The organism is Streptomyces sp. NPDC088350 (genome assembly GCF_044753545.1).
Lineage (GTDB): Bacteria > Actinomycetota > Actinomycetes > Streptomycetales > Streptomycetaceae > Streptomyces.
In genome coordinates, this window is the sequence record NZ_JBIVNL010000001.1 from 1,082,718 (window position 1) to 1,106,263 (window position 23,546).

Annotated in this window: 20 protein-coding genes and 2 pseudogenes; 12 read left to right on the forward strand and 10 right to left on the reverse strand. The window is 70.2% G+C overall.

Translation table 11 applies throughout. The features are described from left to right. Positions 1–33: 33 nt before the first annotated feature. Together scy and mce are read right to left on the reverse strand one after the other, a co-directional pair. Positions 34–3,882 carry a polarized growth protein Scy gene (gene scy / locus ACIQBL_RS05040; RefSeq protein WP_401936871.1) on the reverse strand — a complete coding sequence of 1,283 codons (3,849 nt, stop codon included), beginning with the start codon at positions 3,880–3,882 and terminating at the stop codon, positions 34–36. Between the two features lie 209 nt (positions 3,883–4,091). Beyond that, positions 4,092–4,532 carry a methylmalonyl-CoA epimerase gene (gene mce / locus ACIQBL_RS05045; RefSeq protein ID WP_401936873.1) on the reverse strand — a complete coding sequence of 147 codons (441 nt, stop codon included), beginning with the start codon at positions 4,530–4,532 and terminating at the stop codon, positions 4,092–4,094. A 149-nt stretch (positions 4,533–4,681) separates the two neighbouring features. On the opposite strand from mce, the gene ACIQBL_RS05050 reads away from it, so the two are divergent. The 3 genes from ACIQBL_RS05050 (at position 4,682) to ACIQBL_RS05060 (ending at position 8,245) form a co-directional block, all read left to right on the forward strand. Then, positions 4,682–5,884, forward strand: coding sequence for an acetyl-CoA C-acetyltransferase (locus ACIQBL_RS05050; protein WP_401936875.1), 1,203 nt, complete (start codon positions 4,682–4,684; stop codon positions 5,882–5,884). Between the two features lie 42 nt (positions 5,885–5,926). Further along, positions 5,927–6,883 (forward strand): methylmalonyl Co-A mutase-associated GTPase MeaB, encoded by a 957-nt coding sequence (meaB, locus tag ACIQBL_RS05055; protein ID WP_401936878.1) that lies wholly within the window; start codon positions 5,927–5,929, stop codon positions 6,881–6,883. Positions 6,884–7,006: 123 nt separating this feature from the next. Next, entirely contained in the window at positions 7,007–8,245 is a 1,239-nt protein-coding gene (locus tag ACIQBL_RS05060) for an MFS transporter (RefSeq protein ID WP_401936881.1), read from the forward strand. A gap of 98 nt (positions 8,246–8,343) precedes the next feature. Here ACIQBL_RS05060 and ACIQBL_RS05065 read toward each other — a convergent pair whose 3' ends face one another. The 4 genes from ACIQBL_RS05065 to ACIQBL_RS05080 form a co-directional block, all read right to left on the reverse strand. After that, on the reverse strand, positions 8,344–8,820 hold the full coding sequence (locus tag ACIQBL_RS05065) for a MarR family winged helix-turn-helix transcriptional regulator (protein WP_401936883.1): 477 nt from the start codon (positions 8,818–8,820) through the stop codon (positions 8,344–8,346). A 92-nt stretch (positions 8,821–8,912) separates the two neighbouring features. Continuing rightward, a complete protein-coding gene (locus tag ACIQBL_RS05070; protein ID WP_401936884.1) occupies positions 8,913–9,710 on the reverse strand; it encodes an AIM24 family protein in 798 nt (265 codons plus the stop codon). Continuing rightward, the gene (locus tag ACIQBL_RS05075) at positions 9,707–10,357 is read right to left on the reverse strand and encodes an AIM24 family protein (protein ID WP_401936887.1); all 651 of its coding nucleotides are present in this window, start codon (positions 10,355–10,357) and stop codon (positions 9,707–9,709) included. The genes ACIQBL_RS05070 and ACIQBL_RS05075 overlap by 4 nt, the downstream gene beginning before the upstream one ends. A gap of 1 nt (position 10,358) precedes the next feature. Further along, positions 10,359–10,991, reverse strand: coding sequence for an AIM24 family protein (locus tag ACIQBL_RS05080; RefSeq protein WP_401937060.1), 633 nt, complete (start codon positions 10,989–10,991; stop codon positions 10,359–10,361). 317 nt (positions 10,992–11,308) lie between these two features. Between ACIQBL_RS05080 and ACIQBL_RS05085 the strand changes: the two genes are divergently transcribed. Both ACIQBL_RS05085 and ACIQBL_RS05090 read left to right on the forward strand, forming a co-directional pair. Then, positions 11,309–11,653, forward strand: a complete 345-nt coding sequence (locus ACIQBL_RS05085) for a DUF3817 domain-containing protein (RefSeq protein WP_401936888.1) — start codon at positions 11,309–11,311, stop codon at positions 11,651–11,653. Further along, positions 11,650–11,943 carry an MTH1187 family thiamine-binding protein gene (locus ACIQBL_RS05090; RefSeq protein ID WP_401936891.1) on the forward strand — a complete coding sequence of 98 codons (294 nt, stop codon included), beginning with the start codon at positions 11,650–11,652 and terminating at the stop codon, positions 11,941–11,943. The genes ACIQBL_RS05085 and ACIQBL_RS05090 overlap by 4 nt, the downstream gene beginning before the upstream one ends. 8 nt (positions 11,944–11,951) lie before the next feature. Here ACIQBL_RS05090 and ACIQBL_RS05095 read toward each other — a convergent pair whose 3' ends face one another. Next, positions 11,952–12,926, reverse strand: a complete 975-nt coding sequence (locus tag ACIQBL_RS05095) for a phosphotransferase enzyme family protein (protein ID WP_401936893.1) — start codon at positions 12,924–12,926, stop codon at positions 11,952–11,954. A 242-nt stretch (positions 12,927–13,168) separates the two neighbouring features. Here ACIQBL_RS05095 and ACIQBL_RS05100 point away from each other — a divergent pair, with 242 nt between their 5' ends. After that, entirely contained in the window at positions 13,169–14,953 is a 1,785-nt protein-coding gene (locus tag ACIQBL_RS05100; protein WP_401936896.1) for a glycosyltransferase family 2 protein, read from the forward strand. Positions 14,954–14,956: 3 nt separating this feature from the next. After that, positions 14,957–16,912, forward strand: coding sequence for a galactose oxidase-like domain-containing protein (locus ACIQBL_RS05105; protein WP_401936899.1), 1,956 nt, complete (start codon positions 14,957–14,959; stop codon positions 16,910–16,912). 18 nt (positions 16,913–16,930) lie between these two features. Here the strand turns inward: ACIQBL_RS05105 and ACIQBL_RS05110 are convergent, their stop codons facing one another. Next, positions 16,931–17,923, reverse strand: a complete 993-nt coding sequence (locus ACIQBL_RS05110; protein ID WP_401936901.1) for a glycoside hydrolase family 6 protein — start codon at positions 17,921–17,923, stop codon at positions 16,931–16,933. Positions 17,924–18,041: 118 nt separating this feature from the next. After that, positions 18,042–18,215: pseudogene (locus tag ACIQBL_RS05115) on the reverse strand (ArsR/SmtB family transcription factor); the annotation flags it as partial. Here ACIQBL_RS05115 and ACIQBL_RS05120 point away from each other — a divergent pair. From ACIQBL_RS05120 to ACIQBL_RS05135, 4 genes and pseudogenes are all read left to right on the forward strand, one after another. Further along, positions 18,189–18,611: pseudogene (locus tag ACIQBL_RS05120) on the forward strand (MFS transporter); the annotation flags it as partial. The pseudogenes ACIQBL_RS05115 and ACIQBL_RS05120 sit on opposite strands and share 27 nt — an antisense overlap. A gap of 11 nt (positions 18,612–18,622) precedes the next feature. Next, positions 18,623–19,132, forward strand: coding sequence for a MarR family winged helix-turn-helix transcriptional regulator (locus ACIQBL_RS05125; RefSeq protein WP_401936904.1), 510 nt, complete (start codon positions 18,623–18,625; stop codon positions 19,130–19,132). Positions 19,133–19,201: 69 nt separating this feature from the next. Beyond that, positions 19,202–19,540, forward strand: coding sequence for a DUF3817 domain-containing protein (locus ACIQBL_RS05130; RefSeq protein ID WP_329257583.1), 339 nt, complete (start codon positions 19,202–19,204; stop codon positions 19,538–19,540). A 75-nt stretch (positions 19,541–19,615) separates the two neighbouring features. Further along, on the forward strand, positions 19,616–21,316 hold the full coding sequence (locus ACIQBL_RS05135) for a methylmalonyl-CoA mutase (protein WP_401936906.1): 1,701 nt from the start codon (positions 19,616–19,618) through the stop codon (positions 21,314–21,316). Here the strand turns inward: ACIQBL_RS05135 and ACIQBL_RS05140 are convergent. After that, positions 21,313–21,954 carry a TetR/AcrR family transcriptional regulator gene (locus ACIQBL_RS05140; RefSeq protein ID WP_401936908.1) on the reverse strand — a complete coding sequence of 214 codons (642 nt, stop codon included), beginning with the start codon at positions 21,952–21,954 and terminating at the stop codon, positions 21,313–21,315. The genes ACIQBL_RS05135 and ACIQBL_RS05140 overlap by 4 nt on opposite strands. Before the next feature lie 202 nt (positions 21,955–22,156). On the opposite strand from ACIQBL_RS05140, the gene ACIQBL_RS05145 reads away from it, so the two are divergent. Beyond that, positions 22,157–23,134 (forward strand): tetratricopeptide repeat protein, encoded by a 978-nt coding sequence (locus tag ACIQBL_RS05145; RefSeq protein WP_401936911.1) that lies wholly within the window; start codon positions 22,157–22,159, stop codon positions 23,132–23,134. Positions 23,135–23,546 lie beyond the last annotated feature (412 nt).

The window sequence follows — 23,546 nt, forward strand, 5'->3', positions numbered from 1 at the left end:
CACAGGGTCTTCTCAACCTTCGACGGACGTGCCCTAGCCTTCGACGGACTTGCCACCCGAACGTGTTGCGCCCGCCGCGGCTCCCGCCTTGACCCCGCCGTCCTTGGCCGCCGTAGGGGCCTCGAAAGACTCCAACGCCTCAAGGACGTCCTGGACACGGGAGATTTCGGCATTGATGTCCTCGCGGCGGCGGACCAGCACGTCGAGTTCGCGCTTGCCCTCCTCGACCGTGCGGCGGGCCTCGCGGATCGCCTCCGCCTTCAGCTCCTCGGCCTCACGGATGAGCGTGGACTTCTTCTGCTCGGCCTCCTTGAGGAGACCCTCGGCCTTCTTCACGGCGGCGATACGGACCTTGCCCGCCTCGGAGTTGGCCTCCGAGACCAGTTCCTTGGCCTTCATCTGGGCCTTGCCGAGCTGCTCCTCGGCCGCCTTGATGAGCGCGTCGCAGCGGTCGCCGGCCGACCTCATCGTCTCGGCCGACTCCCGGCGGGCCCGCTCGTGCAGGTTCTCGATCTCGGTCGTGATGCGGTCGCGCAGCTCCTCGGAGCGCTCCCTTATGGCGGTGGCGTCCCGGCGCGCGCCGACGAGCAGCTCGTCCGCGTCCGTACGGGCCCGCTCCACCCGGGAGTTGCCCTCGACCGTGCCCTCGGACACCAGCCGGTCCGCCTCGGTGCGGGCCGCGCCGACCATGGAGTCGGCCTGCGCCTCGGCGTCCGCCGTCGTCTTCTGCGCCTGCTGCTGCGCCTCGCTGAGCAGCTTGTCGGCCTCCGCCGCCGTCTCCGTGATGAGGGTGTCGACCTGCTCGGCCGCCTCGGAGCGCCGTTTGTTGGCTTCCTTGCGGGCCTCGTCCAGCGTCCGCTCGGACTCCTCGCGCGCCGCCGAGGTGACCCGCTCGGCATCGGCCGCCGTCTCCGCCTTGAGACGCGCGGACTCGCTCCGGGTCCGCTCGGCGTGCAACTGCGCGGCACCGACCGTCTCGGCGGCCTCGGCGCGCAGCCGCTCCGCGTCCCCGGTCGCGTCCGAGATGAGTTTCTCGGCCTTGGCCACGGCCTCGGACCGCACCCGCTCGGCCTCGTTGATCGTCTCCGTCTGGAGCCGCTCCGCCTCCGCCGTCACCTCGGTGATGAGGGTGTCGGCCTGCGTCGCCGCGTCCGAACGGATGCGGTTGGCGTCCTCGCGGGCGTCCGCCCGGGCCCGCGCCGCGTCCTGGTCGGCCTGCGCGATCGCGTCCGACGCCTCCGTGCGCACCCGCTGGGCGTGCTCGGCGGCCTCGGAGCGCAGCCGCTCGGACTCCGCGATCGCGTCCGAGACGGTGTGCTCGGCGAGGGCCTTGGCGGCGTCCGTCTCCTCGGTCGCCCGGCGCCGGAGCCGGCCCGCGTCCTCGGTGGCCCGCTCCCGCTCGCTGTAGGCGTCGGCGCGGACCCGGTCCGCCTCCTCCTGCGCCTCGCGCCGGGTACGGTCCGCCGCGTGCTCGGCGGCCGACCTGAGTCCCTGGATCTCCTCCTGGGCCACCTCGTGCAGCCCGGCGACGGAGTCCCGTACCTGCTGGGCGTGCTGCTCGGCGCCCGACACCATCTCGGTGGCGTGCCGGTCGGCCTCCTCGACCAGCCGTACCGCCTCGGCCTGTGCCTCCTCGACGCGGTTGCGCGCCGAGGCCAGCAGCTCCTCGCTCTGCTCGCGGGCCCGCTCGCGCTCCTGCCCGGCCTCCTCACGGGCCGACCCGAGCAGCTCCTCCGCCTCACGACGACGCCGTACGGCCTCCTCCTGGGCGGCGGCCAGCGTCTCGGAGGCCTCCGTGGCCAGCCGCTCGGCGGCGGCCTGCGCCTCCGCGCGGACCCGGTCGGCGGTGTCCTGCGCCTCGGTCTTGAGCCGCTCCGCCTCCGCGGAGGCCTCTGACCGCAGGCGTACGGCGATGGCCTCGCCCTCGGCGCGGGAGGCGGACGCGTCGGCGGCGGCCTCGTTGCGCAGCCGGTCGGCCTCCGCGTCGGCCTGCGCCTGGAGGGAGCGGATGCGGTCGGCGGCCTCGCCGCGCAGGCGCTCCGTCTCCTCGGCGGCCTCGCGGCGGATCCGCTCGGCCTCCTCGCGGGCGTCGGTCAGCGCCTGCTCGGCCGCGGCGAGCCGCTCCTCGGTCTCCGTGTGCAGCCGCGTCAGGCCCTCGGCGGCCTCCTCACGGCGTGCCTCTATGGCCCGCTCGGTCTCGTCGCGCAGATCGCGCGCCGCCTGTTCGGCGTCGGCCTTGATGCCCTCGGACTGCTCGATGACGTCCGAGCGGTGCCGCTCCGCCTCCTTGCGGGTGCGGTCGAGGGTCTCCTCGGCCTGCCGGCGCAGGGTGGTGGCGCGCTCGATGGCCTCGGTGCGGACCTTCTCGCTGTCCGTGGTGGCGGTCTGGCGCAGCTCGTCGGCGTCGGCCCGTGCCTTGGACAGCAGTTCCTCGGCGGTCTTGGCCGCCTCCTCGATCTGCTGGACGGCCTCGCGGCGGGCCTCGGCGCGGATGCGCTCGCCCTCGCCGACCGCGTCGGCGCGCAGCTGCTCGGCCTCGCCGCGCAGCCGGCGGGCCTCCTCCTGCAGTTCGACCGTCTTGGCGCGGTATTCCTTGGTGTCGTCCTTCGCCGTGCCCTTGAGCTGTTCGGCGATGTCGTGCGCCTGGGCGCGCAGCCGGTCGGCCTCGGCCTCCGCCTCGGAGCGGATGCGCTCGGCCTCCTCGGTGGCGGCCTTCGTGGTGTTCTTGGCCTCCTCGGACGCCTTGTCGAGGACGTCCTCGGCGGTCCTGGCGGCCTTGGCGAGCTGGGAGGCGGTCTCCTCAGCGGTGAGGCTGCGGGCGTTCTCCTCCGCCTCCGCGACGATCTTGTCGGCCTTGGCCTGGGCGTCGGCGACGATCTGCTCGGCGTCCGACTTGGTGGTCTCGGCCTCCTTGGTGGCCTCCGTGACCAGCCGGGCGACCTGCTCCTTCGCCGTCCGTGTGCGCTGCTCGTTGGCCGACTCGGCGCTCGCGAGGGCCTTTGCGGCGGCCTCCTTGGCCTCCGAGAGGACCTTCTCCGCCTCCAGGCGCGCTTCACGCAGTGAGGTTTCGGCCTCGGCCATGCGCGTCTCGGCGGCCCGGCTCATCTCGGTGGCCTGGCGGCGGGCGCTGTCCGACTCGTTGACCGTGGAGCTGCGCAGCTGCTCGGCGTGGTCGGTGGCCTCCTGGGCCTGGCTGGAGGCCGCGTTCAGCAGTCGCTCGGCGTCCGTGCGGGCGCGGCGCAGCAGTTGCTCGGCCTCGGCGCGGGAGGCCTCGGCGTCCATCTCCAGCCGCTGGCGGGCCTCGGCGGCGACCCGCTCGGCCTCGGCGCGGGCGGCGGCCAGGGCCTGGTCGGCCTCGGTCCGCGACTCCTCCACGAGACGGCGGGCCTGGGACTCGGAGCGGGCGCGCAGCTGCTCCGCCCACGCCACGTTCTCGTTGACGTGCGACTCGACGGTCTGCCGGCGCTCCGACAGCTCCTGGTCGAGCTGCTGGCGCCGGGTGACCGCCTCCTGGTGCAGCTCCGCCTGGAGGCGGGCCGCGTTCTCCGCGTGCTCCTGGAGGATGCGCTGGGTCTGCGCGCGGGCCTGGCTCAGCTCCCGCTCGGCGTCCTGACGCAGCTGGTCGGCCTGGATCTGGGCGTTACGGAGCATCTGCTCGGCCTGATAGCCGATGTCACCGCCGTCGTAAGCCGGCCGGGACATGAGGGTGCGGCGCGCCTCGTGCAGCTTGGCGCGCAACACCTCGACCTGGTAGCCGAGGTCCTCGGCATGCTGGATCGCCTTTTCCCGCTCGGTCTTCAGCCGCTCCATCTCGGCCTCGAACCGAGAGAGGTGGTCGACGTCAGCCGCCGGCTCTCGCTCCTGGCGTTCGTAGCCCCGCACTGCGCGGTCCCATCCGTCCCCTGGTCGCGGTTTACTCCAACGAGCTCCGTCCGTCCGCCGAACGGGGCTCCCGGGGAATGGTGTCAGATCAACGGCCGAGCACGGGCTGCTGCCCCGACGCTCGCCCCCCGAAACCGGACCCCGGCATGCCGTTGCCCTGGTTGCGAGCGACGACCGACCCCAACCCTACCGGCCCATATGTACGAGGGTCAGTGCTCAGGTGACTCAACAGGCGCCGAAGTGACCAGTTCTGTCAGTACGCCATGGCAATCCTTTGGATGCAGGAACGTGATCCGGGACCCCATGGAGCCGCGCCGGGGCTCGTCGTACAGAACGCGTACGCCCTTGCCCCGGATGTCCTCGGAGTCCGTGTCGACGTCCGCCGTACCGAAGGCGATGTGGTGGACCCCCTCGCCGTTCTTCGCCAGCCACTTGCCCACGGCGGAGTCCTCGCGGGTGGGTTCGAGGAGCTGGAGGTAGGAGGCGCCGCCGTCGTCCGTGTTGTTGATCTTCAACATGGCCTCGCGTACGCCCTGCTCCTCGTTGACCTCGGAGTGGAACACCTCGAAGCCGTACGTGGCCCGGTAGAACTCGACGGTCCTGTCGAGGTCGAAGCAGGCGATCCCGATGTGGTCGATTCGCGTCAGCATGTAGGTAGTGCAGCGCTCGCCGGGTGGTTACGCAACGTGCGCGCGATCACACCGACGGCCCGATGACGGGGTGGTCTACCGCTCAGTACATTTCAAGTAAACCCTCGTTCACTCCTCAGCTGAAACACGCTGGAAGGGGATCGCACCTCATGTCTGGAACGAACAGCACGACCTCGGTGATCGTCGCGGGCGCCCGGACGCCCATGGGACGGTTGCTGGGCTCCCTGAAGTCCTTCTCCGGAGCCGACCTCGGCGGCTTCGCGATCAAGGCCGCCCTCGACCGTGCGGGTATCGGTGGCGACCAGGTGCAGTACGTGATCATGGGCCAGGTGCTCCAGGCCGGGGCAGGGCAGATCCCGGCACGCCAGGCCGCCGTCAAGGCGGGCATCCCCATGGGCGTCCCGGCGCTCACCATCAACAAGGTGTGTCTGTCGGGCCTCGACGCCATCGCTCTCGCCGACCAGCTCATCCGTGCGGGTGAGTTCGACGTGATCGTCGCGGGCGGCCAGGAGTCCATGACCAACGCCCCGCACCTGCTCCCCAAGTCCCGCGAGGGATACAAGTACGGCGCGATCGAGATGCTCGACGCGATGGCCTACGACGGCCTGACCGACGCCTTCGAGAACATCGCGATGGGCGAGTCGACGGAGAAGCACAACACGCGGCTCGGCATCGCGCGGCCGGAGCAGGACTCGGTGGCCGCCCTGTCCCACCAGCGGGCCGCCGCCGCGCAGCAGAACGGCGTCTTCGAGGCCGAGATCACCCCGATCGAGATCCCGCAGCGCAGGGGCGAGTCCGTCGTCTTCAGCAAGGACGAGGGCATCCGCGCGGAGACCACGGTCGAGTCGCTCGGCAAGCTGCGCCCCGCGTTCACCAAGGACGGCACGATCACCGCGGGCACCTCTTCCCAGATCTCGGACGGTGCGGCGGCCGTGGTCGTGATGAGCAAGACCAAGGCGCAGGAGCTGGGCCTGGAGTGGATCGCCGAGATCGGCGCCCACGGCAATGTGGCGGGACCCGACAACTCCCTCCAGTCGCAGCCGTCGAACGCGATCCTGCACGCCCTGAAGAAGGAGGGCCTGGAGGTCGAGAACCTCGACCTCATCGAGATCAACGAGGCCTTCGCCGCCGTCGCGGTCCAGTCAATGAAGGACCTCGGGGTGTCCACGGAAAAGGTGAACGTCAACGGCGGGGCCATCGCCCTGGGCCATCCCATCGGCATGTCGGGCGCCCGGCTCGTGCTGCACCTGGCCCTGGAGCTGAAGCGGCGCGGCGGCGGGGTCGGCGCGGCGGCGCTGTGCGGCGGCGGCGGTCAGGGTGACGCGCTGATCGTGCGGGTACCCAAGGCCTGAGCGGCAGTACTTATCGCACGTCGGCAAGGGAACGGAGCTGTGATGCAGGACGTCGCCTCGCTGGTGGCCCAGGCCAGGGAAGGCCGGCCGCGGGCCGTGGCCCGGCTGATCTCCCTGGTGGAGGGGGCGTCCCCCCAGCTCAGGGAGGTCATGGCGGCGCTCGCCCCGCTGACCGGCGGGGCGTACGTCGTCGGCCTCACCGGATCGCCGGGCGTCGGCAAGTCGACGTCGACGTCCGCGCTGGTCACGGCGTACCGCAAGCAGGGCAGACGGGTCGGCGTCCTGGCCGTCGACCCGTCCTCGCCCTTCTCGGGCGGTGCCCTGCTCGGCGACCGCGTCCGCATGTCGGACCACTCCTCCGACCCCGGCGTCTACATCCGCTCGATGGCCACCCGCGGCCACCTCGGCGGCCTCGCCTGGTCCGCCCCGCAGGCCATCCGTGTCCTCGACGCGGCGGGCTGCGACGTGATCCTGGTGGAGACGGTCGGGGTCGGCCAGTCGGAGGTCGAGATCGCCTCCCAGGCGGACACGAGCGTGGTGCTGCTGGCCCCGGGCATGGGCGACGGCATCCAGGCGGCGAAGGCCGGAATCCTGGAGATCGGCGATGTCTACGTCGTCAACAAGGCGGACCGGGACGGCGCCGACGCCACCGCCCGCGAGCTGAACCACATGCTCGGCCTCGGCGAGTCCCGCGGCCCCGGCGACTGGCGCCCCCCGATCGTCAAGACGGTCGCCTCCCGCGCCGAGGGCATCGACGAGGTCGTGGAGGCCCTGGAGAAGCACCGGGCGTGGATGGAGGAGCACGGCGTCCTCGCGGAGCGCCGCGCGGCCCGTGCCGCCCGCGAGGTCGAGACGATCGCGGTCACGGCCCTGCGGGCCCGCATCGGCGACCTGCACGGGGATCGCCGGCTCGGCGCGCTGGCGGAGCGGATCGTGGCGGGGGAGTTGGATCCGTACCGGGCGGCGGACGAGCTGATCGCGGGTATCACCGAGGGTTAATGCGCTGGTCAACGTCCTTGTACCGCTGCTACGTTGACCCCCATGTTGTTCCTCCTCATGGCATAGGGCACGCCGAACACACCGGCGTCCCTTTCCCATGCCTCCAGTTGAGGAACTTCTCGCATGTCCACGCCTGCTCCCACGCCGACTTCGGCGTGCCCTTCGTACGCCGCCGTACTCCAAGTCCCGTACGCGCGCCGCACGTTCACCGCCGCCCTCGCCGGACGGCTCTCCTACGGCACCGTCTCCCCGGCCGTGCTGCTCGCGGTCGTCCATGCCACCGGCTCGTACGCCGCCGCCGGTACGGTCATGGCCGTCTTCGGTGCCACGGGCGTCCTCCTCATGCCCCTGCGCGCGGCCCTGGTCGACCGCCACGGCCCACGTCGCGCCCTGCTCCCCATGGCCCTCCTCTACGGCGGCCTCCTGTGCGTCCTCGCGGTGGTGACCTGGCGCCCCGGGACACCCGTGGTGGTGCTCGGCGCGGTGGCCGCGCTGACCGGCATGTGCGCGCCCCCACTTGGACCCGCCATGCGCTCCGTGTGGGCCGAACTCGTCGGTGACCGCGGGCTGTTGCAGCGCGCGTACAGCCTCGACGGGGTCGCCGAGGAACTCCTGTACGTCATCGGCCCGTTGCTGGTCGGCGCGCTGATGGGCTTCGCCCCGCCGGCCGCCGGGGTGCTGCTCAGCGCGGTGCTGATCGGCGCGGGCACCTTCGCGTTCGTCACGTCCCCGGCGCTCGCCGGCGTGCGGGTTCCCGCCGGGGATCGGCCGGGGTTGCGGCTCGCCGGGGTGCGCGGGCTGCTCGGTCCGGTCGTCGTGGCCGCGGGGATGGGGCTCGCGTTGAGTGCCGTCTACCTGTTGGTGATGGCGTTCGCCGAGCAGCGGGGGTACGGCGACGGTGTCGTGCCCTGGGTGCTGGCCGCGGTCTCGGCGGGCAGCGCGGTGGGGGGCCTGCTGAACGGTGCGGTCGACTGGCGTACGGCGGCGCGGGTACGGCTGGCGTCGGCTGCGCTCGGGCTCGGGCTGGCGTTGGTCGCGGCGGGGTTCGCACCCGGGCTGTGGTCACTCACCGCGGCGGTGGGGTGTGCCGGGTTCTTTGTCGCGCCGGCGTTGACGACCGCGTATCTGCTCGCCGACGAGGTGGCGGCGCCGGAGGCGCGGACGCAGGCGGGGGCGTGGGTCAACACGGCGGTGAACGCGGGGAGTTCGGGTGGGTCGGTGGTGACGGGGGTGCTGGTGGGGCGGGTGCCGTTGGGGGTTTGTTTCTTGGTTGCCGGGGTGGTTGCGGGGAGTGCTGGGATTGTGTCTTTGCTGCCGGTCCGTCGTGGCTGGTCGCGCCCACGCGGCGGAGCCGCACAGTGACACAGCCCCGCGCCCCTCAAGGGGCGCTGTCGTAGCCGATGATGACAAAGGCGGCCGGAGTTCCTTTCGAACTCCGGCCGCCTGTCGGTCAGTTGCTGTTACGGGCGCCCCCGTTGCCCCCGCAGATGCTCCGCGATCGGCTTCAGGGTCGTGCTGAGGTCCGACAGGCCCTCGGGGTTGACGAGGTCGATGAAGTGGCGGCGTACGGACGCCACATGGTGGGGCGAAACCTTCTTCATCGTCTCCAGGCCGTGCTCGGTGAGTACGGCGTACAGTCCCCGGCGGTCCGACTCGCAGTTCTCACGGCGTACCAGGTCCGCGTTCTCCATGCGGGTGATCTGGTGCGAGAGACGGCTCTTGGACTGGAGGGTGGCGGCGGCGAGGTCGCTCATCCGCAGCCGCATGCCCTCCGCCTCGGAGAGGTTCACCAGGATCTCGTAGTCGTTCATCGTCAGGCCGAACGGCTGCAGGTCCTTTTCGAGTTGGTACGTCAGCAGCCTGTTGACCTCCAGGTGGGTGCGCCAGGCGCACTGCTCCTCTTCGGTCAGCCAGCGCGTGGCCGTCTCGGTCTCCATGAATGAAGTCTACCTAAAATGTTGAAAGGCGAACTAGTGAGGGTGGCGTGACGGCGCGCACACGTTCGACGTCACACTCCGCAGACTACCGTTCACAGCCCGAAGCGACGCTGGAGATCTCCCAGCTGTCCGGGAAGGCGCGGTGCGCCCGCCTGCTGTGAGGGGCCTGTGGGGACCCCGCCCCCACCCGGTACCCCCGGCTCATTCGGCACGACCCCTGTGGCCTGCTCGGCCATGAGGGCCTCGGACGACTGGAGCAGCACGGTACCCGCCCCGACGAACTCGAACTGGTGCTCCTCGCCGGAGGCCCCGCCGATGCCCGTCATCGCACGTAGACCGCCCAGCAGGCCGGTCAGGTAGCCGTGGTCGTAGTGATGGCACGGCGAGGGGCAGTCGGCCCAGCCGACGAGCGCCTGCGGGTCCACCCGGATCGGGGGTTCCATGAACACCACCGGGCCGTTCGACGCGGCCACGAACTTGCCCGTGCCGATCAGCGTCAGAAAACCGGGAACGATCGACTGCTTGAGAGCGAGACTTGGCTCAAAAGCAAGCAAGTTGCCTGAGCGAATGGTCAGGTTGCCGTCTTCGAGGTCGTACGAGTTGACGTCGAAGGCCCGGTCGGCGAGCAGCATCTTGCCCGAGCCCTCCGCCACGACCCAGTCGCTCGCGTGCAGAGGCGAATGGAAGGACGTACGGACAAGTCGGTCGAGTCGCCCGTGCCCGATGCCGTTGAACTCCATCGAGCCGTAGTAGGCGATCATCTTTCCCTTCTGCAGGAACCACTGGCTCCCCTTGAGCTCCACGCAGAAGGTGTACTTGTTGACGTTGTCGTCGACCGGGAGGGTCATCGGGTCGAAGACCGTGGGGCCGGATCCCGCGTACTGGCTCACAGCTTCTCCTCCGACGCCTGGACGTACACCGCGCCGCTGCCGCTCAGCTCCAGCTGGAACGCCTCGCCGGAGCCCCGGCCCACCATGTCGCGCCAACCGAGCGCCGCGGACAGCTTGTTGCGTACGTCGCCGTGGTGGGCGACGTAGGCCTGCGGGTCGACGTGGACGGGTCTGCCGGGGGTGATCGGCACCTCGAAGACACCGCCGTGGGCCATCACGGCGACCGCGCCCTGCCCTTTGAGGGTGGTCGTGAACAGGCCCTGGCCGGTGACCTGGCCGCGGACCATGCCCATGACCCCGCCCTGCGAGCCCATGAACATCGTGCCCTGCTGGAGGGTGCCCTCGAAGGCGAGGAGGCGGTCGGCCTCCACGTAGAGGGTGTCGCCGGTGAGATGGATGATCTGGATGTGGTGGCCGCCGTGGCCGAACATCACGGTGCCGTTGCCCTCGACGGTCATCAGGGGGGTCGCCTCGTTCGCCACCCGGCGCCCGATCATCGACATGACGCCGCCCTGGCCGCCCTGGATGTTGGGCGTGAAGGAGACGTCGCCCTTGTAGGCGAGCATCGCGCCGCGCTGGCTGTACAGCCGCTGGCCCGGCACGACGGTGGCCTGGATCATCTTCGAGTTGATCTCGGTGAACGCCATGTCACATGTCCCCCGCGATCGTGTTCCGCTCGCTGGGCTGGACGTAGACGAGGCCGTCCCCCTCGAAGCGGATCTGGAAGGCCTCGCCGCCGCCCTCCCCGAAGAGGGTGCGGAAGGTCACACCGGACTGGAAGGACTGGTGCAGATTTCCCTGGTGCGCGATGTAGGCGCCGGGGTCGACGGTCAGCGGGTACTGCCGGCTCACCCGGAGCACCACCGCCGGGCCGTCCGACATGATCGCCGCCTGGCCGTGCCCCTCGACGGTCGTCGTGAACAGCCCGTTGCCCTGCGAGGCGCCGCGCAGGCCGGTGAACGTGGTCCCCGTGCGCAGCCCCGCGTCGGTCGCGAGCAGGTTGCTCGACTCGACGTACAGCTTGTCGCCCTGGAGGCTCACGAGGTTGATCTCGGAGGCCCGGTCCGCGAACCAGCAGGTCCCCTGCCCCCTCACCTCCATCACCGTCATCTGCTCACCGGTGAGCCGCCGGGTCACCATCCCCCGGATGCCCTCACCGCCGCCGGTCATCTTCTTGAAGGCCATCTGCCCGTCGTACGCGACCATCGAGCCGTTCTTCGCCTTCACGGCGTCCCCGGTCATGTCGACGGCGAGCACCTTGCTGCCCTGGAGTCGAAACATCGCCACGGTGCGAAGGTAACCGCAGGAGCGCCGTCGCGGACAGGGCCTGTGGGTGGAGAACGACCCTGACCTGCCCCCTAAGGGCAGATCCGGCGCGGAGCTGAGGCGTGTCGCGGGGTGACGAGGGGCCGTCGGCCGGCTGCCGCGTCGTCGTGGCCGGTCGCGCCCCGCGGCGGAGCCGCTGACGAATGCGGCCCCGCGCCCCTTCAAGGCGCTACCCACCCCCGCTCTTGGTCGGCTCAGCCGTTTGCCACAATGGGGGAACGTTTGTGCTCGCGTTCACAAACTGTGGACGTCTCCCTCACCGAAGGTGACCTGTGGACATCAAGACCGCCACCGCCCTCCGCCGCCTCCGCCTGGTGTCGGCCCCCGAGGCCGTGTCCTTCCTCCTGCTGCTCCTCTGCTCGGTACTGAAGCGGACCACGGACTTCAACGCGGTGCCCGTGATGGGCATGGTCCACGGAGTCCTCTTCATCCTGTACGTGCTCTTCTGGGCCGACGCCTGGAACCGCACCAAGTGGGGCGCGAAGACGGCCCTCTTCTACTTCGTCCTCTCCGTGCTGCCCACCGGCGGCTTCTTCGCCGAGCGCAAGCTCAGGCGCGAGGCCGAGGACGCGGTCATCGCCTCCCGTGCCCGCCAGGAAGGGGTCGTGAAGGCATGATCGTCGCCTTTTCCGTGACGCCGCTGGGCGTCGGCGAGGACGTGGGGGAGTACGTCGCCGACGCCGTCCGCGTGGTCCGCGAGTCGGGCCTGCCCAACCACACGGACGCGATGTTCACGTCCGTCGAGGGCGACTGGGACGAGGTCATGGACGTCGTCAGGCGCGCCGTCGCCGCGGTCGAGGCCCGCGCCCCGCGCGTCTCCGTGGTCTTCAAGGCGGACATCCGCCCCGGGGTGACGGACGGCCTCACGTCCAAGGTGGAGACGGTCGAGCGGCACCTGGCGCGGTAGCCGGCACCTCATCGGTCCAGCGCCGCGCACAACCGGGCCACGACCCCCGGATCCGGCACCCGGCCCAGCGAGACGACGACCTGGTCGCTCGCGAACTCCCGCTGGGCGGCGGTCACCGTCGGATCGACGGCGCACTCGGCCTGCACCCTGACGTAGTTCAGCGCGGTCGCGAAGAGCATCGAGAACGACTGCGGACCCTGTACGACGGCGAAACCCCCGGCCCGCCGATAGGCCCGTGCCACCCGCACGCCCGCCTCGACGTCCCCCTCGTTCCCGCCCGACCACACGAACAGGGCGCGGGCCAACTCCCGTTCCGCGGAAGCGGATCCGGCGTTGTCCCAGTCGAGGAGGACGGGGCCGGCCGGGCCCGCCAGGACGTTCTGGGGCTGTAGGTCGAGGTGGGACGTCACCAGGTCGCCGGGGCCGGACGGGGTCACCCAGTGCGCCAACTCCCGTGCGGAGGTGGCGATGAACCGGCCCAGCGCGTCCGCCCACGGCAGCCCGGCCCGCCGTACCTTCGCGCGCAGCTCCTGCCATTCGGCGTCCTCCGGGCACCGCTCGTACCAGGAGGACGGCATCGCGCTCTCGCCCTCACCCGCCCTGTGCAGCAGCGCCATGGTCCGCCCGAACCAGTCGAGGACGTCCGGGTCGGACGCGTCGGCGCGGGTGCCGTCGATCCAGTCGTACAGCTTGACGTGGGAGCCCTCCGAAGGCGGCGGGAGGTGCGAGACGTACGCCCCCCGCCGATTGGGCATGAGCCGCGGCGACGCGATGCCCAGGCGCTCCGAGGCCAGCCGTAACGCGGCCTCACGGCGGATCTGTTCCTCGTCGCAGCCGAAGAGGAGTTCCTTGACCGCCCAGGACGAGCCGCCGCCGGACAGCTTCCAGATCTGGCCCAGCGCGCCCCGGGTGACCGGTGTCATCGTCCACGGTCCGGCGCCGAGCGCGTAGGTCTCCGCGATGAGATCGGCGGTGTCGTGCATGCGGGTGCCTCCGGGATGCCGCTGGGGATCATGACCAGCGGCATTCTTCCCGAGCCGCCCGTCACCCCCGGCCCGCGTCCCGTTCCGCCGCCGGAGGCAACCCTCCACCCACCTGGACGCACCCAGTTCGACACGCCCTCAATTCTCCACTTGTGTGTGGTTATCGGTCCGGTCGATCTTCGGAACCCAGCGGTTCCGGCGGTCCCCGGGCGTCGATCACTCCTCAATCATCGGAGGGCGCTGTGCGGCCGGAGGGCTACGACTACGACACCTACAGCCGGCTGGCCGGACCGCTCACGGAGCCGTCCGGTGCGTCGTACCAGGTGCAGTACACCTCGCTCCTCTCGCGCGAGCCCCACCGAATACGCGCCGTCCTCCTGATGAGCCTCGCCCCGGTGCTCACCGCCGCCCTGCTCGTCTACCTCGTCTGGCCCACCCACTGGGTGGAGCGCGAGGGCGGTCAGGAGTGGATGGTCGGGCTCGACATCACGATGCTGATAGCCATCGGGCTCATCGAGCTGTTCATGGTCGTCAACGTCGCCTCCGTCGCCCACGCCACCCTGGTCGCCCGTGACCCGATCCCGGTCGTCCCCGAGGACGGCACCCGCGTCGCCTTCCTCACGACGTACGTCCCGGGCAAGGAGCCGCTGTCCATGGTCCGCGCCACCCTCGAAGGCGCGGTCGACGTCACCCACACCGGGCCGCTCGACATCTGGCTCCTCGACGAAGGTGACGACGAGCAGGCCAGGGCCCTGTGCGCCGAGTTGGGCGTCCGGCACTTCACCCGGCACGGTGTCCCGGAGTGGAACCGGACCAAGGGTGTCCACAAGGCCCGTACGAAGCACGGGAATTACAACGCCTGGATCGCGATGCACGGCGGCGACTACGACTTCTTCGCCTCCGTCGACACCGACCACGTCCCGCTCCCCAACTTCCTTGAGCGGATGATGGGTTACTTCCGAGACCCGGATGTCGCCTTCGTCGTGGGACCGCAGGTGTACGGGAACTACCACAACCCCGTCACCAAGGCCGCCGAGTCGCAGCAGTTCCTCTTCCACGCCCTGATCCAGCGCGCCGGCAACCGCTACCGCGCCCCCATGTTCGTCGGCACCAACAACGTCGTACGGATCGCGGCCGTCAGACAGATCGGCGGGCTGTACGACTCCATCACCGAGGACATGGCCACCGGCTTCGAACTCCACCGGCACCGCAACCCGTTGACCCGCACGCACTGGCGCTCCGTCTACACCCCGGACGTGCTCGCGGTGGGGGAGGGGCCGGCCTCCTGGACCGACTTCTTCACGCAGCAGATGCGGTGGTCGCGGGGCACGTACGAGACGCTGATCAAGCAGTACTGGAAGGCGCCGTTCACGATGCCTCCGGGGCGGCTGTTCTCGTACACGCTGATGCTCGTCTACTACCCGATGACGGCCGTCAACTGGCTGCTGGGCATCCTGAGTTGCTTCCTGTTCCTGTGGTTCGGGGCCTCCGGTACGCAGGTCGCCGCGTCCGTGTGGCTGATGCTCTACAGCGATGCCGCCGCGCTCCAGATCGGGCTGTATCTGTGGAACCGGCGGCACAACGTCTCGCCGCACGAGCCCGAGGGGTCCGGCGGTCTCGCCGGCATGGCGATGTCCGCGCTCTCCGCGCCGATCTATCTGAAGTCCTTCGGTGAGGCCTTGATCCGGCGGCCCAGCCGGTTCGTCGTCACTCCCAAGGGCGGGGACGCCAGCCCCGACCGGGTGATGACCTTCCGTATCCACCTCTTCTGGGCGATCCTCCTGGCCACCTCGCTGGCCGCCTCGGTCGTCCTCGACCACACCCACGCGGCCATGCGCACCTGGGCGGTCCTCGCCATGGTCATCTCCCTCGCGCCGCTGGGGGTTTGGGCCGGCTCGCTGGTCAGGGAGCGCCTGGAGCGGCGGTCGTTGCTCGGCGGCGCGCGCACCGTGGACACCGCCGAGCCCGCGCTCGCCACCACCGGGGCCGGTCCGTCCGTCTCCGGCACCACGACAGGGGGCAACTAGTCCATGGCCTTCCAGGCGTCCCAGAAAACCAGGAAGACCGTCCTCGGTATCGGCGGCATCGCGGTCCTGGCGGGTCTCAACGCCCCGGCCGCCTTCGAGTTCGCGGGCGAGCAGTACCACGACTACAAGATCACGCGGCCCGGGTACATGGCCAAGTACGGCTCCTGGGACCAGATCGACATCCCGGAGGAGTACCGCACCAACGCCATCCACGCCTCGCTCCTGCACACCGGCAAGGTGCTGATCGTCGCCGGGTCGGGCAACGAGCAGAAGAAGTTCAACGCCGGGTCCTTCGACACCGTCCTGTGGGATCCGAAGGCCAACACCTTCAAGAAGATCCCGACCCCGGTCGACTTCTTCTGCGGCGGACACAGCCAACTCCCCAGCGGCAACCTGCTGGTGGCCGGCGGCACCGCCCGCTACGAGCTCCTCGACGGCGAGGTCAAACGGGCCGGCGGCGGCATGCGCGTCAAGAACGAGAACCCCAACAAGGCGATGTTCCTCAAGAAGGGCACCGTCTTCCGCTCCCCGGCCGGCGTCGACTACGTCACCAGGTTCGACGTCACCGTCCCCAAGGCCAAGCGCGAGTTCAAGGTGACGTACAACGCCCGAGGCGCGATGCAGCCCTGGCAGACCAAGGTCACCGCGAGCGAGGTCCGCGTCTTCGTCGAGGCCACCGAGCCGGGCCCGATGTCGGTCACCGAGAAGCAGGCCCAGTACGACATCGTCGGCCTCAAGGGCATCGACGCGAACAACACGTACGGCCTCTCCGAGAAGATCACCCTCGACAAGCAGGACTACCAAGGCATCCGCGCCGCCTACGAGTTCGACCCCAGGGCCGAGCGTTACGTCGCCGTCGACCCGATGGACAAGGCCCGTTGGTATCCGACCCTCGTCGGTCTCGACGACGGCCGTGTCCTCGCGGTCTCCGGGCTCGACGACGTCGGCGTCATCGACCAGGGCGACAACGAGATCTACGACCCCAGGACCAAGAAGTGGACCCCGGGCCCCAAGCGCTACTTCCCCACCTACCCGGCCCTGTTCCTCACCAAGGGCGGCAAGCTCTTCTACCCGGCCTCCAACGCCGGTTACGGGCCCGCCAACAAGGGCCGCGAGCCCGGCCTCTGGGACCTGAAGACCAACAAGTTCACCAAGGTGGCGGGCCTGCGCGACCCCGACGAGACCGAGACCTCGTCCTCGCTCCTCCTGCCGCCCGCGCAGGATCAGAAGGTGATGATCCTCGGCGGCGGAGGCGTCGGCGAGTCCAAGAAGTCGACCCCGCGCACCGCCGTCGTCGACCTCAAACAGGACAGCCCCGTCTTCAAGGACGGCCCCAACCTCCCCCAGGGCACCCGGTACTTGAACAGCGTGATCATGCCGGACGACTCGGTCTTCACCACCAACGGCTCCGAGGACTACCGCGGCCGCAGCGCCAGCAACATCTTCAAGGCACAGTTCTACGACCCGAAGGGCAACGCCTTCCGCGAGGCGGCGGCACCCGTGGTCGGCCGCAACTACCACTCCGAGGCACTGCTGTTGCCCGACGGCCGGGTCGTCACCTTCGGCTCCGACCCGCTCTTCGACGACCAGGCCAACACCAAACTCGGCCACTTCGAGCAGCGCATGGAGATCTTCACCCCGCCGGCGCTGCACAAGAACGGCGCCAACAGGCCCGTACTTCAGGACGGTCCCGAGACCCTCGACCGGCACCGCCGCGCGACCTTCCGCACCGACCACCCCGAACGTGTCGTCAAGGCCCGTCTGATGCGCCCGAGTTCGGTCACGCACACGACGGACGTCGAGCAGCGCTCCATCGAGCTGGGCCTGGTCAAGGACGGCAGGTCGGTGACGGTGGACGTCCCGAACGACCGGGCGCTGGTGCCGCCCGGCTGGTACATGCTGTTCGTGACGGACGCGCAGGGCACGCCGTCGGAGGCCAAGTGGATCCAGGTGCGGTGAAGTCGGTGAACTGCCCTGCTACGCCTTGGAGTTGCGCGCCAGCTCCAGGGCGTACTCCGGCCACCACTGCCCGGCGTCGGGTCCGCCTTCACAGGCGCCGTCCGAGGACCCGGGCCGCTTGATCCACAGATAGGCGTCCAGGGCGGGCTCGCCGGTGTCGGTGGTCGGCCGGGTGCCCAGGCCCCGGCCCGGCGGATTGCACCAGGCGCCGGGCAGCGGCCCGTTGCCGTTGCGGCTGGTGTCGACGACGAAGTGCTTGCCGCCGAGGTCCCGCGACAGCTGGACGCCGTACTTCTTCGTCACCGCGTCCGTCTGGAAGTTGGACACGTTGAGGGAGAACCCGTCGGCCTCCTCGACACCGGCCCGCTTCAACGGCTCCACGAGCTTCCAAGGGTCCTGGATCCAGGCCGGGTTGCCCGCGTCGACGTACACCTTCGTACCGGACTGCTGCTTCAGCCGGACGACCGCCTCGCTCAGCAACTGCTCCCGCTCGCCCTGGTATTCGCCGGGCGTGCACCCGTCCACCATGTGCGCGACGGCATCGGGCTCCAGCACGACCAGCGCGTTCGCGCTCCCCAGCGCCTCGGCGAACTTCCCGATCCAGGCCCGGTAGGCGTCCGCGTCCGCCGCCCCGCCCGCCGAGTGCTGACCGCAGTCCCGGTGCGGGATGTCGTACGCCACGAAGAGCGCCGTACGCCCCTCCTGACGCGCGGACGCCGTCGCCGCCCTGATCACCGGGCCGGGGTCGATCTCGCCGGCCGGCCACAGCGCGGTCGGCTCGTCGGCGATCCGCTTGAGCAGCGCGGCGTCCTGCTTGCGCCCCTCCCGCTCCCACATCTGGATCTGTTCGGCCGCCGGGCTCGCCGGGTCGACCCAGAAGGACATGGCACGTGCCGGGTCCTTGGACCGGGCAGCGGCTACGGAGGCCTCGTCGACGTCGGACGCGGACGAACAGCCCGCCGCGAGCCCGAGCAGCGCGAGTGCCGCGAAGGTGTGGGTCAGCCGGGACATGCTGCTCCCTTGCGCGAGAGGGACGTTCGGTGACGATTCGTCAGCAATTGTGGACGATGCGTCACCGTGCCGGGCCCTGGCGCGCCGGTCGGCCGGTGCCCGAGGTCGGCGCGTGCGCTCAGCCGCCGCCCGAGGCCGGCGCGATCCCCAGCGGCGTCCGCTCGTAGAGCACCTGATGGCCGTAGCGCCGAGAAGTGAGCAGCCCCGCGTCGCACAGCACCGCCAGATGCGCGGACACGGACGAGGGCGCGAGGCCCAGGCGGTGGGCGAGGGCGGTCGTGGATCCCGGCTGCGCCCCGCCACCCGGGAGCGGATCGCCCTGTCACTGGTCTGCTGCATGCCGCTGCCGTACGCCGGTTACGCCCTGCGCCCGGGTCTGACGGTCTCTCTGCTGCTGCTCGTGGTGTCCGGTGCCGGGTCCGCGTACACGCTGGGACTCGACCAGCGGTTCGTCCGGGCCGTGCCGCCGGAACTGCGCGGCCGGGCCATGACCCTGCTCACCGCCGGGCTGATGACGATCCAGGGCGTCGGCATGGCCCTGGCCGGTGTGGCCGCCGAGTTCGCCGGGGTGCGCGGGGCGGTCGTGGGCGCGGGGGTGCTCGGCACGGTGTGCTGCGCCCTCCTCGCCGCGGAAGCCCGCCGGACCGAAAGGCGAGACGGGGCTGACCACGATGTGACCGGCCGGTAAGGTCTGGTGCCGTGCCGAAGCCCCTCAGTCTCCCTTTCGACCCCATCGCCCGCGCCGACGAACACTGGAAACAGCGCTGGGGAAACGTGCCGTCCATGGCCGCCATCACCTCGATCATGCGGGCACAGCAGATCCTGCTCGCCGAGGTCGACGCGGTCGTGAAGCCGTACGGACTGACCTTCGCGCGCTACGAGGCGCTGGTGCTGCTCACCTTCTCCAAGGCGGGTGAGCTGCCGATGTCCAAGATCGGCGAGCGGCTCATGGTGCATCCCACGTCCGTCACGAACACCGTCGACCGGCTGGTCAGATCCGGTCTCGTCGACAAGCGCCCCAACCCCGCCGACGGCCGCGGCACCCTCGCCTCCATCACCGACAAGGGCCGCGAGGTCTGCGACGCGGCCACCCGCGACCTGATGGAGATGGACTTCGGGCTCGGGGCCTACGACGCGGAGGAGTGCGCCGAGATCTTCGCGATGCTGCGCCCGCTGAGGGTCGCCGCCGCGGACTTCGACGAGGACTGACATCCCGGGCAGAGGACGAGGAGCATCCCGGGGAAAGATCGCCCGGAACCGGTCGTTACGCTCGTCCTCATGAAAAAGAGCGTGCTGACCCGCTACCGCGTCATGGCCTACGTCACGGGTGTCCTGCTGGTCCTGCTGTGCTTCAGCATGATCGCCAAGTACCTGCTCAAGATCGACGGCGCCGGGAGCTTCACCGAGGTCGTCGCCATCGCGCACGGCTGGCTGTACGTCGTCTACCTGCTCTTCGCGTTCGACCTGGGCTCCAAGGCGAAGTGGCCGGTCGGCAAGCAGCTCTGGGTGCTGCTGGCGGGCACGATCCCGACGGCCGCCTTCTTCGTGGAGCGGAAGATCAGCCACGAGCTGGAGTCGAAGATCGTGGACCCCGCTCCGGTCGCCGCCAAGGTGTAACCCCCACCGCCGTACGAGTCGCGTACGGCGGTTGCCCATCGACATTTACTAGGACGTCCTAGTAAATTTGGGAGCATGGACGCTGACGCCATCGCAGAGGGCCGCCGACGCTGGCAGGCCCGGTTCGACGCCGCACGTACGCGTGAGGCCGCCTTCACCACGCTCTCCGGGGACCCGGTCGAGCCGGTGTACGGGCCTCGCCCCGGGGACAGGTACGACGGCTTCGAGCGGATCGGGTGGCCGGGGGAGTACCCCTACACGCGCGGGCTGTACGCGACGGGCTACCGGGGGCGGACGTGGACCATCCGGCAGTTCGCCGGGTTCGGCAACGCCGAGCAGACCAACGAGCGGTACAAGAAGATCCTGGCCAATGGTGGTGGTGGGCTGTCCGTGGCCTTCGACATGCCCACCCTCATGGGACGGGACTCCGACGATCCCCGCTCGCTCGGCGAGGTCGGGCACTGCGGGGTGGCCATCGACTCCGCCGCCGACATGGAGGTCCTGTTCAAGGACATCCCCCTGGGTGACGTCACGACATCGATGACGATCAGCGGACCGGCCGTCCCGGTCTTCTGCATGTACCTGGTGGCGGCCGAGCGACAGGGCATCGACCCCGCCGTCCTCAACGGCACGCTCCAGACGGACATCTTCAAGGAGTACATCGCCCAGAAGGAGTGGCTCTTCCAGCCCGAGCCGCATCTGCGCCTCATCGGCGACCTCATGGAGTACTGCGCGACGGGCATCCCCGCCTACAAGCCGCTGTCCGTCTCCGGCTACCACATCCGCGAGGCCGGCTCCACGGCCGCGCAGGAGCTGGCGTACACGCTCGCCGACGGCTTCGGGTACGTCGAACTCGGCCTGTCACGCGGCCTGGACGTGGACGTGTTCGCGCCCGGCCTGTCCTTCTTCTTCGACGCGCACGTCGACTTCTTCGAGGAGATCGCCAAGTTCCGCGCGGCGCGCCGGATTTGGGCCCGCTGGATGCGGGACGTCTACGGCGCGCAGTCCGAGAAGGCGCAGTGGCTGCGCTTCCACACCCAGACCGCCGGCGTCTCGCTGACCGCGCAGCAGCCGTACAACAACGTGGTCCGTACGGCAGTCGAGGCCCTCGCCGCGGTACTCGGCGGGACCAACTCGCTGCACACCAACGCCCTGGACGAGACCCTCGCGCTGCCCAGTGAGCAGGCCGCGGAGATCGCGCTGCGTACGCAGCAGGTGCTGATGGAGGAGACCGGGGTCGCCAACGTGGCGGATCCGCTGGGCGGTTCGTGGTACGTCGAGCAGCTCACCGACCGGATCGAGGCGGACGCCGAGAAGATCTTCGAGCAGATCAGGGAGCGGGGGCTGCGGGCCCACCCCGACGGGCGGCACCCGATCGGGCCGATCACCTCCGGCATCCTGCGCGGGATCGAGGACGGCTGGTTCACCGGCGAGATCGCCGAGGCCGCCTTCCAGTACCAGCGGTCCGTGGAGAAGGGCGACAAGCGGGTCGTGGGTGTGAACGTGCATCACGGGTCCGTCACCGGGGACCTGGAGATCCTGCGGGTCAGCCACGAGGTGGAGCGGGACCAGGTGCGGGAGCTGGGCGCGCGGAAGACCGGGCGGGACGAGGCGGCCGTAGCGGCGGCGCTGGACGCGATGCTCGCGGCGGCGCGGGACGGGTCGAACATGATCGGGCCGATGCTGGACGCGGCGCGGGCGGAGGCGACACTGGGGGAGATCTGCGGGGTGCTGCGGGACGAGTGGGGGGTCTACACGGAGCCCGCCGGCTTTTAGTGAGGGGGCGCCTGAGCGGCGCTCAGCGAGGTCAGGCCCAGCAGCAGGACCTGGGTGAAGCTGCGGACCCAGTCCTCGTCGGCCGGTTCCGCGCTCACCAGGGTGCGGTGCACGACCGCGCCCGCCACCACGTCGAAGACCAGGTCGGCCGTGCGCGCGGCTTCCTCCGGGTCCGTCTCCGGGGGCAGTTCGCCGCGCGCCTGGGCGCGTGCCCTGCCCTCCACGACCAGGCACTTCTGCCGGTCGACGATCGACTCGCGGATGCGTTCGCGCAGGGCGTCGTCGCGGACGGACTCGGCGACCACCGCCATCAGTCCGCTCTTGGCCTCCGGGCGGGCCAGGATCGCCGCGAACTGGAGGACCACGCCCTCGATGTCGGCGGCCAGCGTGCCCCGGTCGGGGAGGTGGAGCTCGTCGAAGAGCTCCGCCACCGCGTCGACGACGAGTTCGTTCTTGCCCGCCCAGCGGCGGTAGAGGGTCGTTTTCGCCACCCCCGCGCGCGTCGCGACGTCCCCCAACGTGAGCTTGGACCAGCCGAGTTCGACCAGGGCCTCCCGGGTGGCCGCGAGGATCGCGGTGTCCGCGGCGGTGCTGCGGGGGCGTCCCGCCGCGCGGGGGACGGGAGTGCGGCTCTGCATCCCCTGACCATAACCGCCGGTTCCTGTGGTGCAGTGAGGGAGATCACCGGGTATCCGTATCCGGGAGACACCCGGCACCATTACGCTACGACTCGTAGCGAAACCACGGGCGTGGGGTGGGGACCCGACGCCGAACAGGACTTGACGGACCGGCTTTCACAACGCTTTTCATTCACGCGCGCGGACGGGGGAGGATGGACGCATGCAGCCACGGAACATGTCCATGAGCGGAGTCGTCGACCTCGCCGCGGTGAAGGCGGCCCAGGAGGCCAAGGTCAAGGCGGAGCAGGCGCGCGCCGAGACCGCCAGGCAGGGCGGCGGCGGGGCCGTCTCCCCGGCCGACCTGGTGATCGACGTAGATGAGGCGGGGTTCGAGAGCGAGGTCCTGCAGCGGTCCACCGAGGTCCCGGTCGTCATCGACTTCTGGGCCGAGTGGTGCGAGCCGTGCAAGCAGCTGAGCCCGCTCCTGGAGCGGCTCGCGCTCGATTACAACGGGCGCTTCGTCCTTGCCAAGATCGACGTCGACGCCAATCAGATGCTGATGCAGCAGTTCGGGGTGCAGGGCATCCCGGCCGTTTTCGCGGTGGTCGCCGGCCAGGCGCTGCCGCTCTTCCAGGGGGCCGCGGGCGAGCAGCAGATCCGCCAGACTCTCGACCAGTTGATCCAGGTCGCCGAGCAGCGCTTCGGTCTCACCGGACTTGAGGTCGACCCCGACGCCGAGCCGGGCGACCGGCCCGAGGTCGTCGCCGAGGTGCCGGCGGGACCGTACGACGCGCTGCTGGAAGCCGCCGTACAGGCCCTGGACGCGGGGGACTTCGGCGGGGCCGTGCAGGCGTACAAGAACGTGCTGAGCGACGACCCGGGCAACTCCGAGGCCACGCTGGGGCTCGCCCAGGCCGAGTTGCTGCACCGCGTCTCGACGCTCGACCCGCAGCAGGTGCGCACCGAGGCCGCCGAGAAGCCCGGTGACGTGCCGGCGCAGATCGCCGCCGCCGACCTGGACCTGGTGGGCGGGCATGTCGAGGACGCGTTCAGCCGGCTGATCGACACCGTGCGGGCCACGGTGGGTGACGACCGGGACGCCGTACGGCTGCGGCTGCTGGAGCTGTTCGAGGTCGTCGGGGCCGATGACCCGAGGGTGACGGCGGCCCGGCGCGCGTTGGCGCGGGCGCTGTTCTGAGCGGGGTCCGGGGCCGGTTCTGACCAGTCGGTAAACCTCGGGACCTGTGTTGTCGGAGTGAAAGATCTGCCGACTGAGTGTCACTGCGGCCGTGCTTTACCAAATCTTGGTAATCACGGCCGCTGTTACTTGGAGTAAGCCAGGGGTGTTGATCTGTCGGATTCCGTCCATGGATCGAGCGTTTTGTCCTGGCCCACGATGACACCCAGCGTTGTCGACCGATACCGGCGGGTCGTTGTTCGGTTATCCCGCCGTTACTACCCAGTAACGAAGCCCCTTGTGCGGGCGGCGAGAATGCACCACGATCGGCGACGCTCGGTCCATTTCCGTACCCCGACAGCCGGTCGGGGAGACGGGGTTTCCTGGGTCCCCACCGAGTAGAGCCGGAGACAGTGGAGTCGGCTCTTGGGCA

What these genes read in the sequence shown, in the direction of transcription:
- ACIQBL_RS05145 (WP_401936911.1), top strand. Translation starts at nt 22,157, where the DNA reads ATGCAGCCACGGAACATGTCCATGAGCGGAGTCGTCGACCTCGCCGCG.
- ACIQBL_RS05140 (WP_401936908.1), bottom strand. Translation starts at nt 21,954, where the DNA reads ATGCAGAGCCGCACTCCCGTCCCCCGCGCGGCGGGACGCCCCCGCAGC.
- ACIQBL_RS05060 (WP_401936881.1), top strand. Translation starts at nt 7,007, where the DNA reads ATGTCCACGCCTGCTCCCACGCCGACTTCGGCGTGCCCTTCGTACGCC.
- mce (WP_401936873.1), bottom strand. Translation starts at nt 4,532, where the DNA reads ATGCTGACGCGAATCGACCACATCGGGATCGCCTGCTTCGACCTCGAC.
- ACIQBL_RS05110 (WP_401936901.1), bottom strand. Translation starts at nt 17,923, where the DNA reads ATGTCCCGGCTGACCCACACCTTCGCGGCACTCGCGCTGCTCGGGCTC.
- ACIQBL_RS05130 (WP_329257583.1), top strand. Translation starts at nt 19,202, where the DNA reads ATGAAAAAGAGCGTGCTGACCCGCTACCGCGTCATGGCCTACGTCACG.
- meaB (WP_401936878.1), top strand. Translation starts at nt 5,927, where the DNA reads ATGCAGGACGTCGCCTCGCTGGTGGCCCAGGCCAGGGAAGGCCGGCCG.
- ACIQBL_RS05075 (WP_401936887.1), bottom strand. Translation starts at nt 10,357, where the DNA reads ATGGCGTTCACCGAGATCAACTCGAAGATGATCCAGGCCACCGTCGTG.
- ACIQBL_RS05095 (WP_401936893.1), bottom strand. Translation starts at nt 12,926, where the DNA reads ATGCACGACACCGCCGATCTCATCGCGGAGACCTACGCGCTCGGCGCC.
- ACIQBL_RS05135 (WP_401936906.1), top strand. Translation starts at nt 19,616, where the DNA reads ATGGACGCTGACGCCATCGCAGAGGGCCGCCGACGCTGGCAGGCCCGG.
- ACIQBL_RS05080 (WP_401937060.1), bottom strand. Translation starts at nt 10,991, where the DNA reads ATGTTTCGACTCCAGGGCAGCAAGGTGCTCGCCGTCGACATGACCGGG.
- ACIQBL_RS05090 (WP_401936891.1), top strand. Translation starts at nt 11,650, where the DNA reads ATGATCGTCGCCTTTTCCGTGACGCCGCTGGGCGTCGGCGAGGACGTG.
- ACIQBL_RS05105 (WP_401936899.1), top strand. Translation starts at nt 14,957, where the DNA reads ATGGCCTTCCAGGCGTCCCAGAAAACCAGGAAGACCGTCCTCGGTATC.
- ACIQBL_RS05050 (WP_401936875.1), top strand. Translation starts at nt 4,682, where the DNA reads ATGTCTGGAACGAACAGCACGACCTCGGTGATCGTCGCGGGCGCCCGG.
- ACIQBL_RS05065 (WP_401936883.1), bottom strand. Translation starts at nt 8,820, where the DNA reads ATGGAGACCGAGACGGCCACGCGCTGGCTGACCGAAGAGGAGCAGTGC.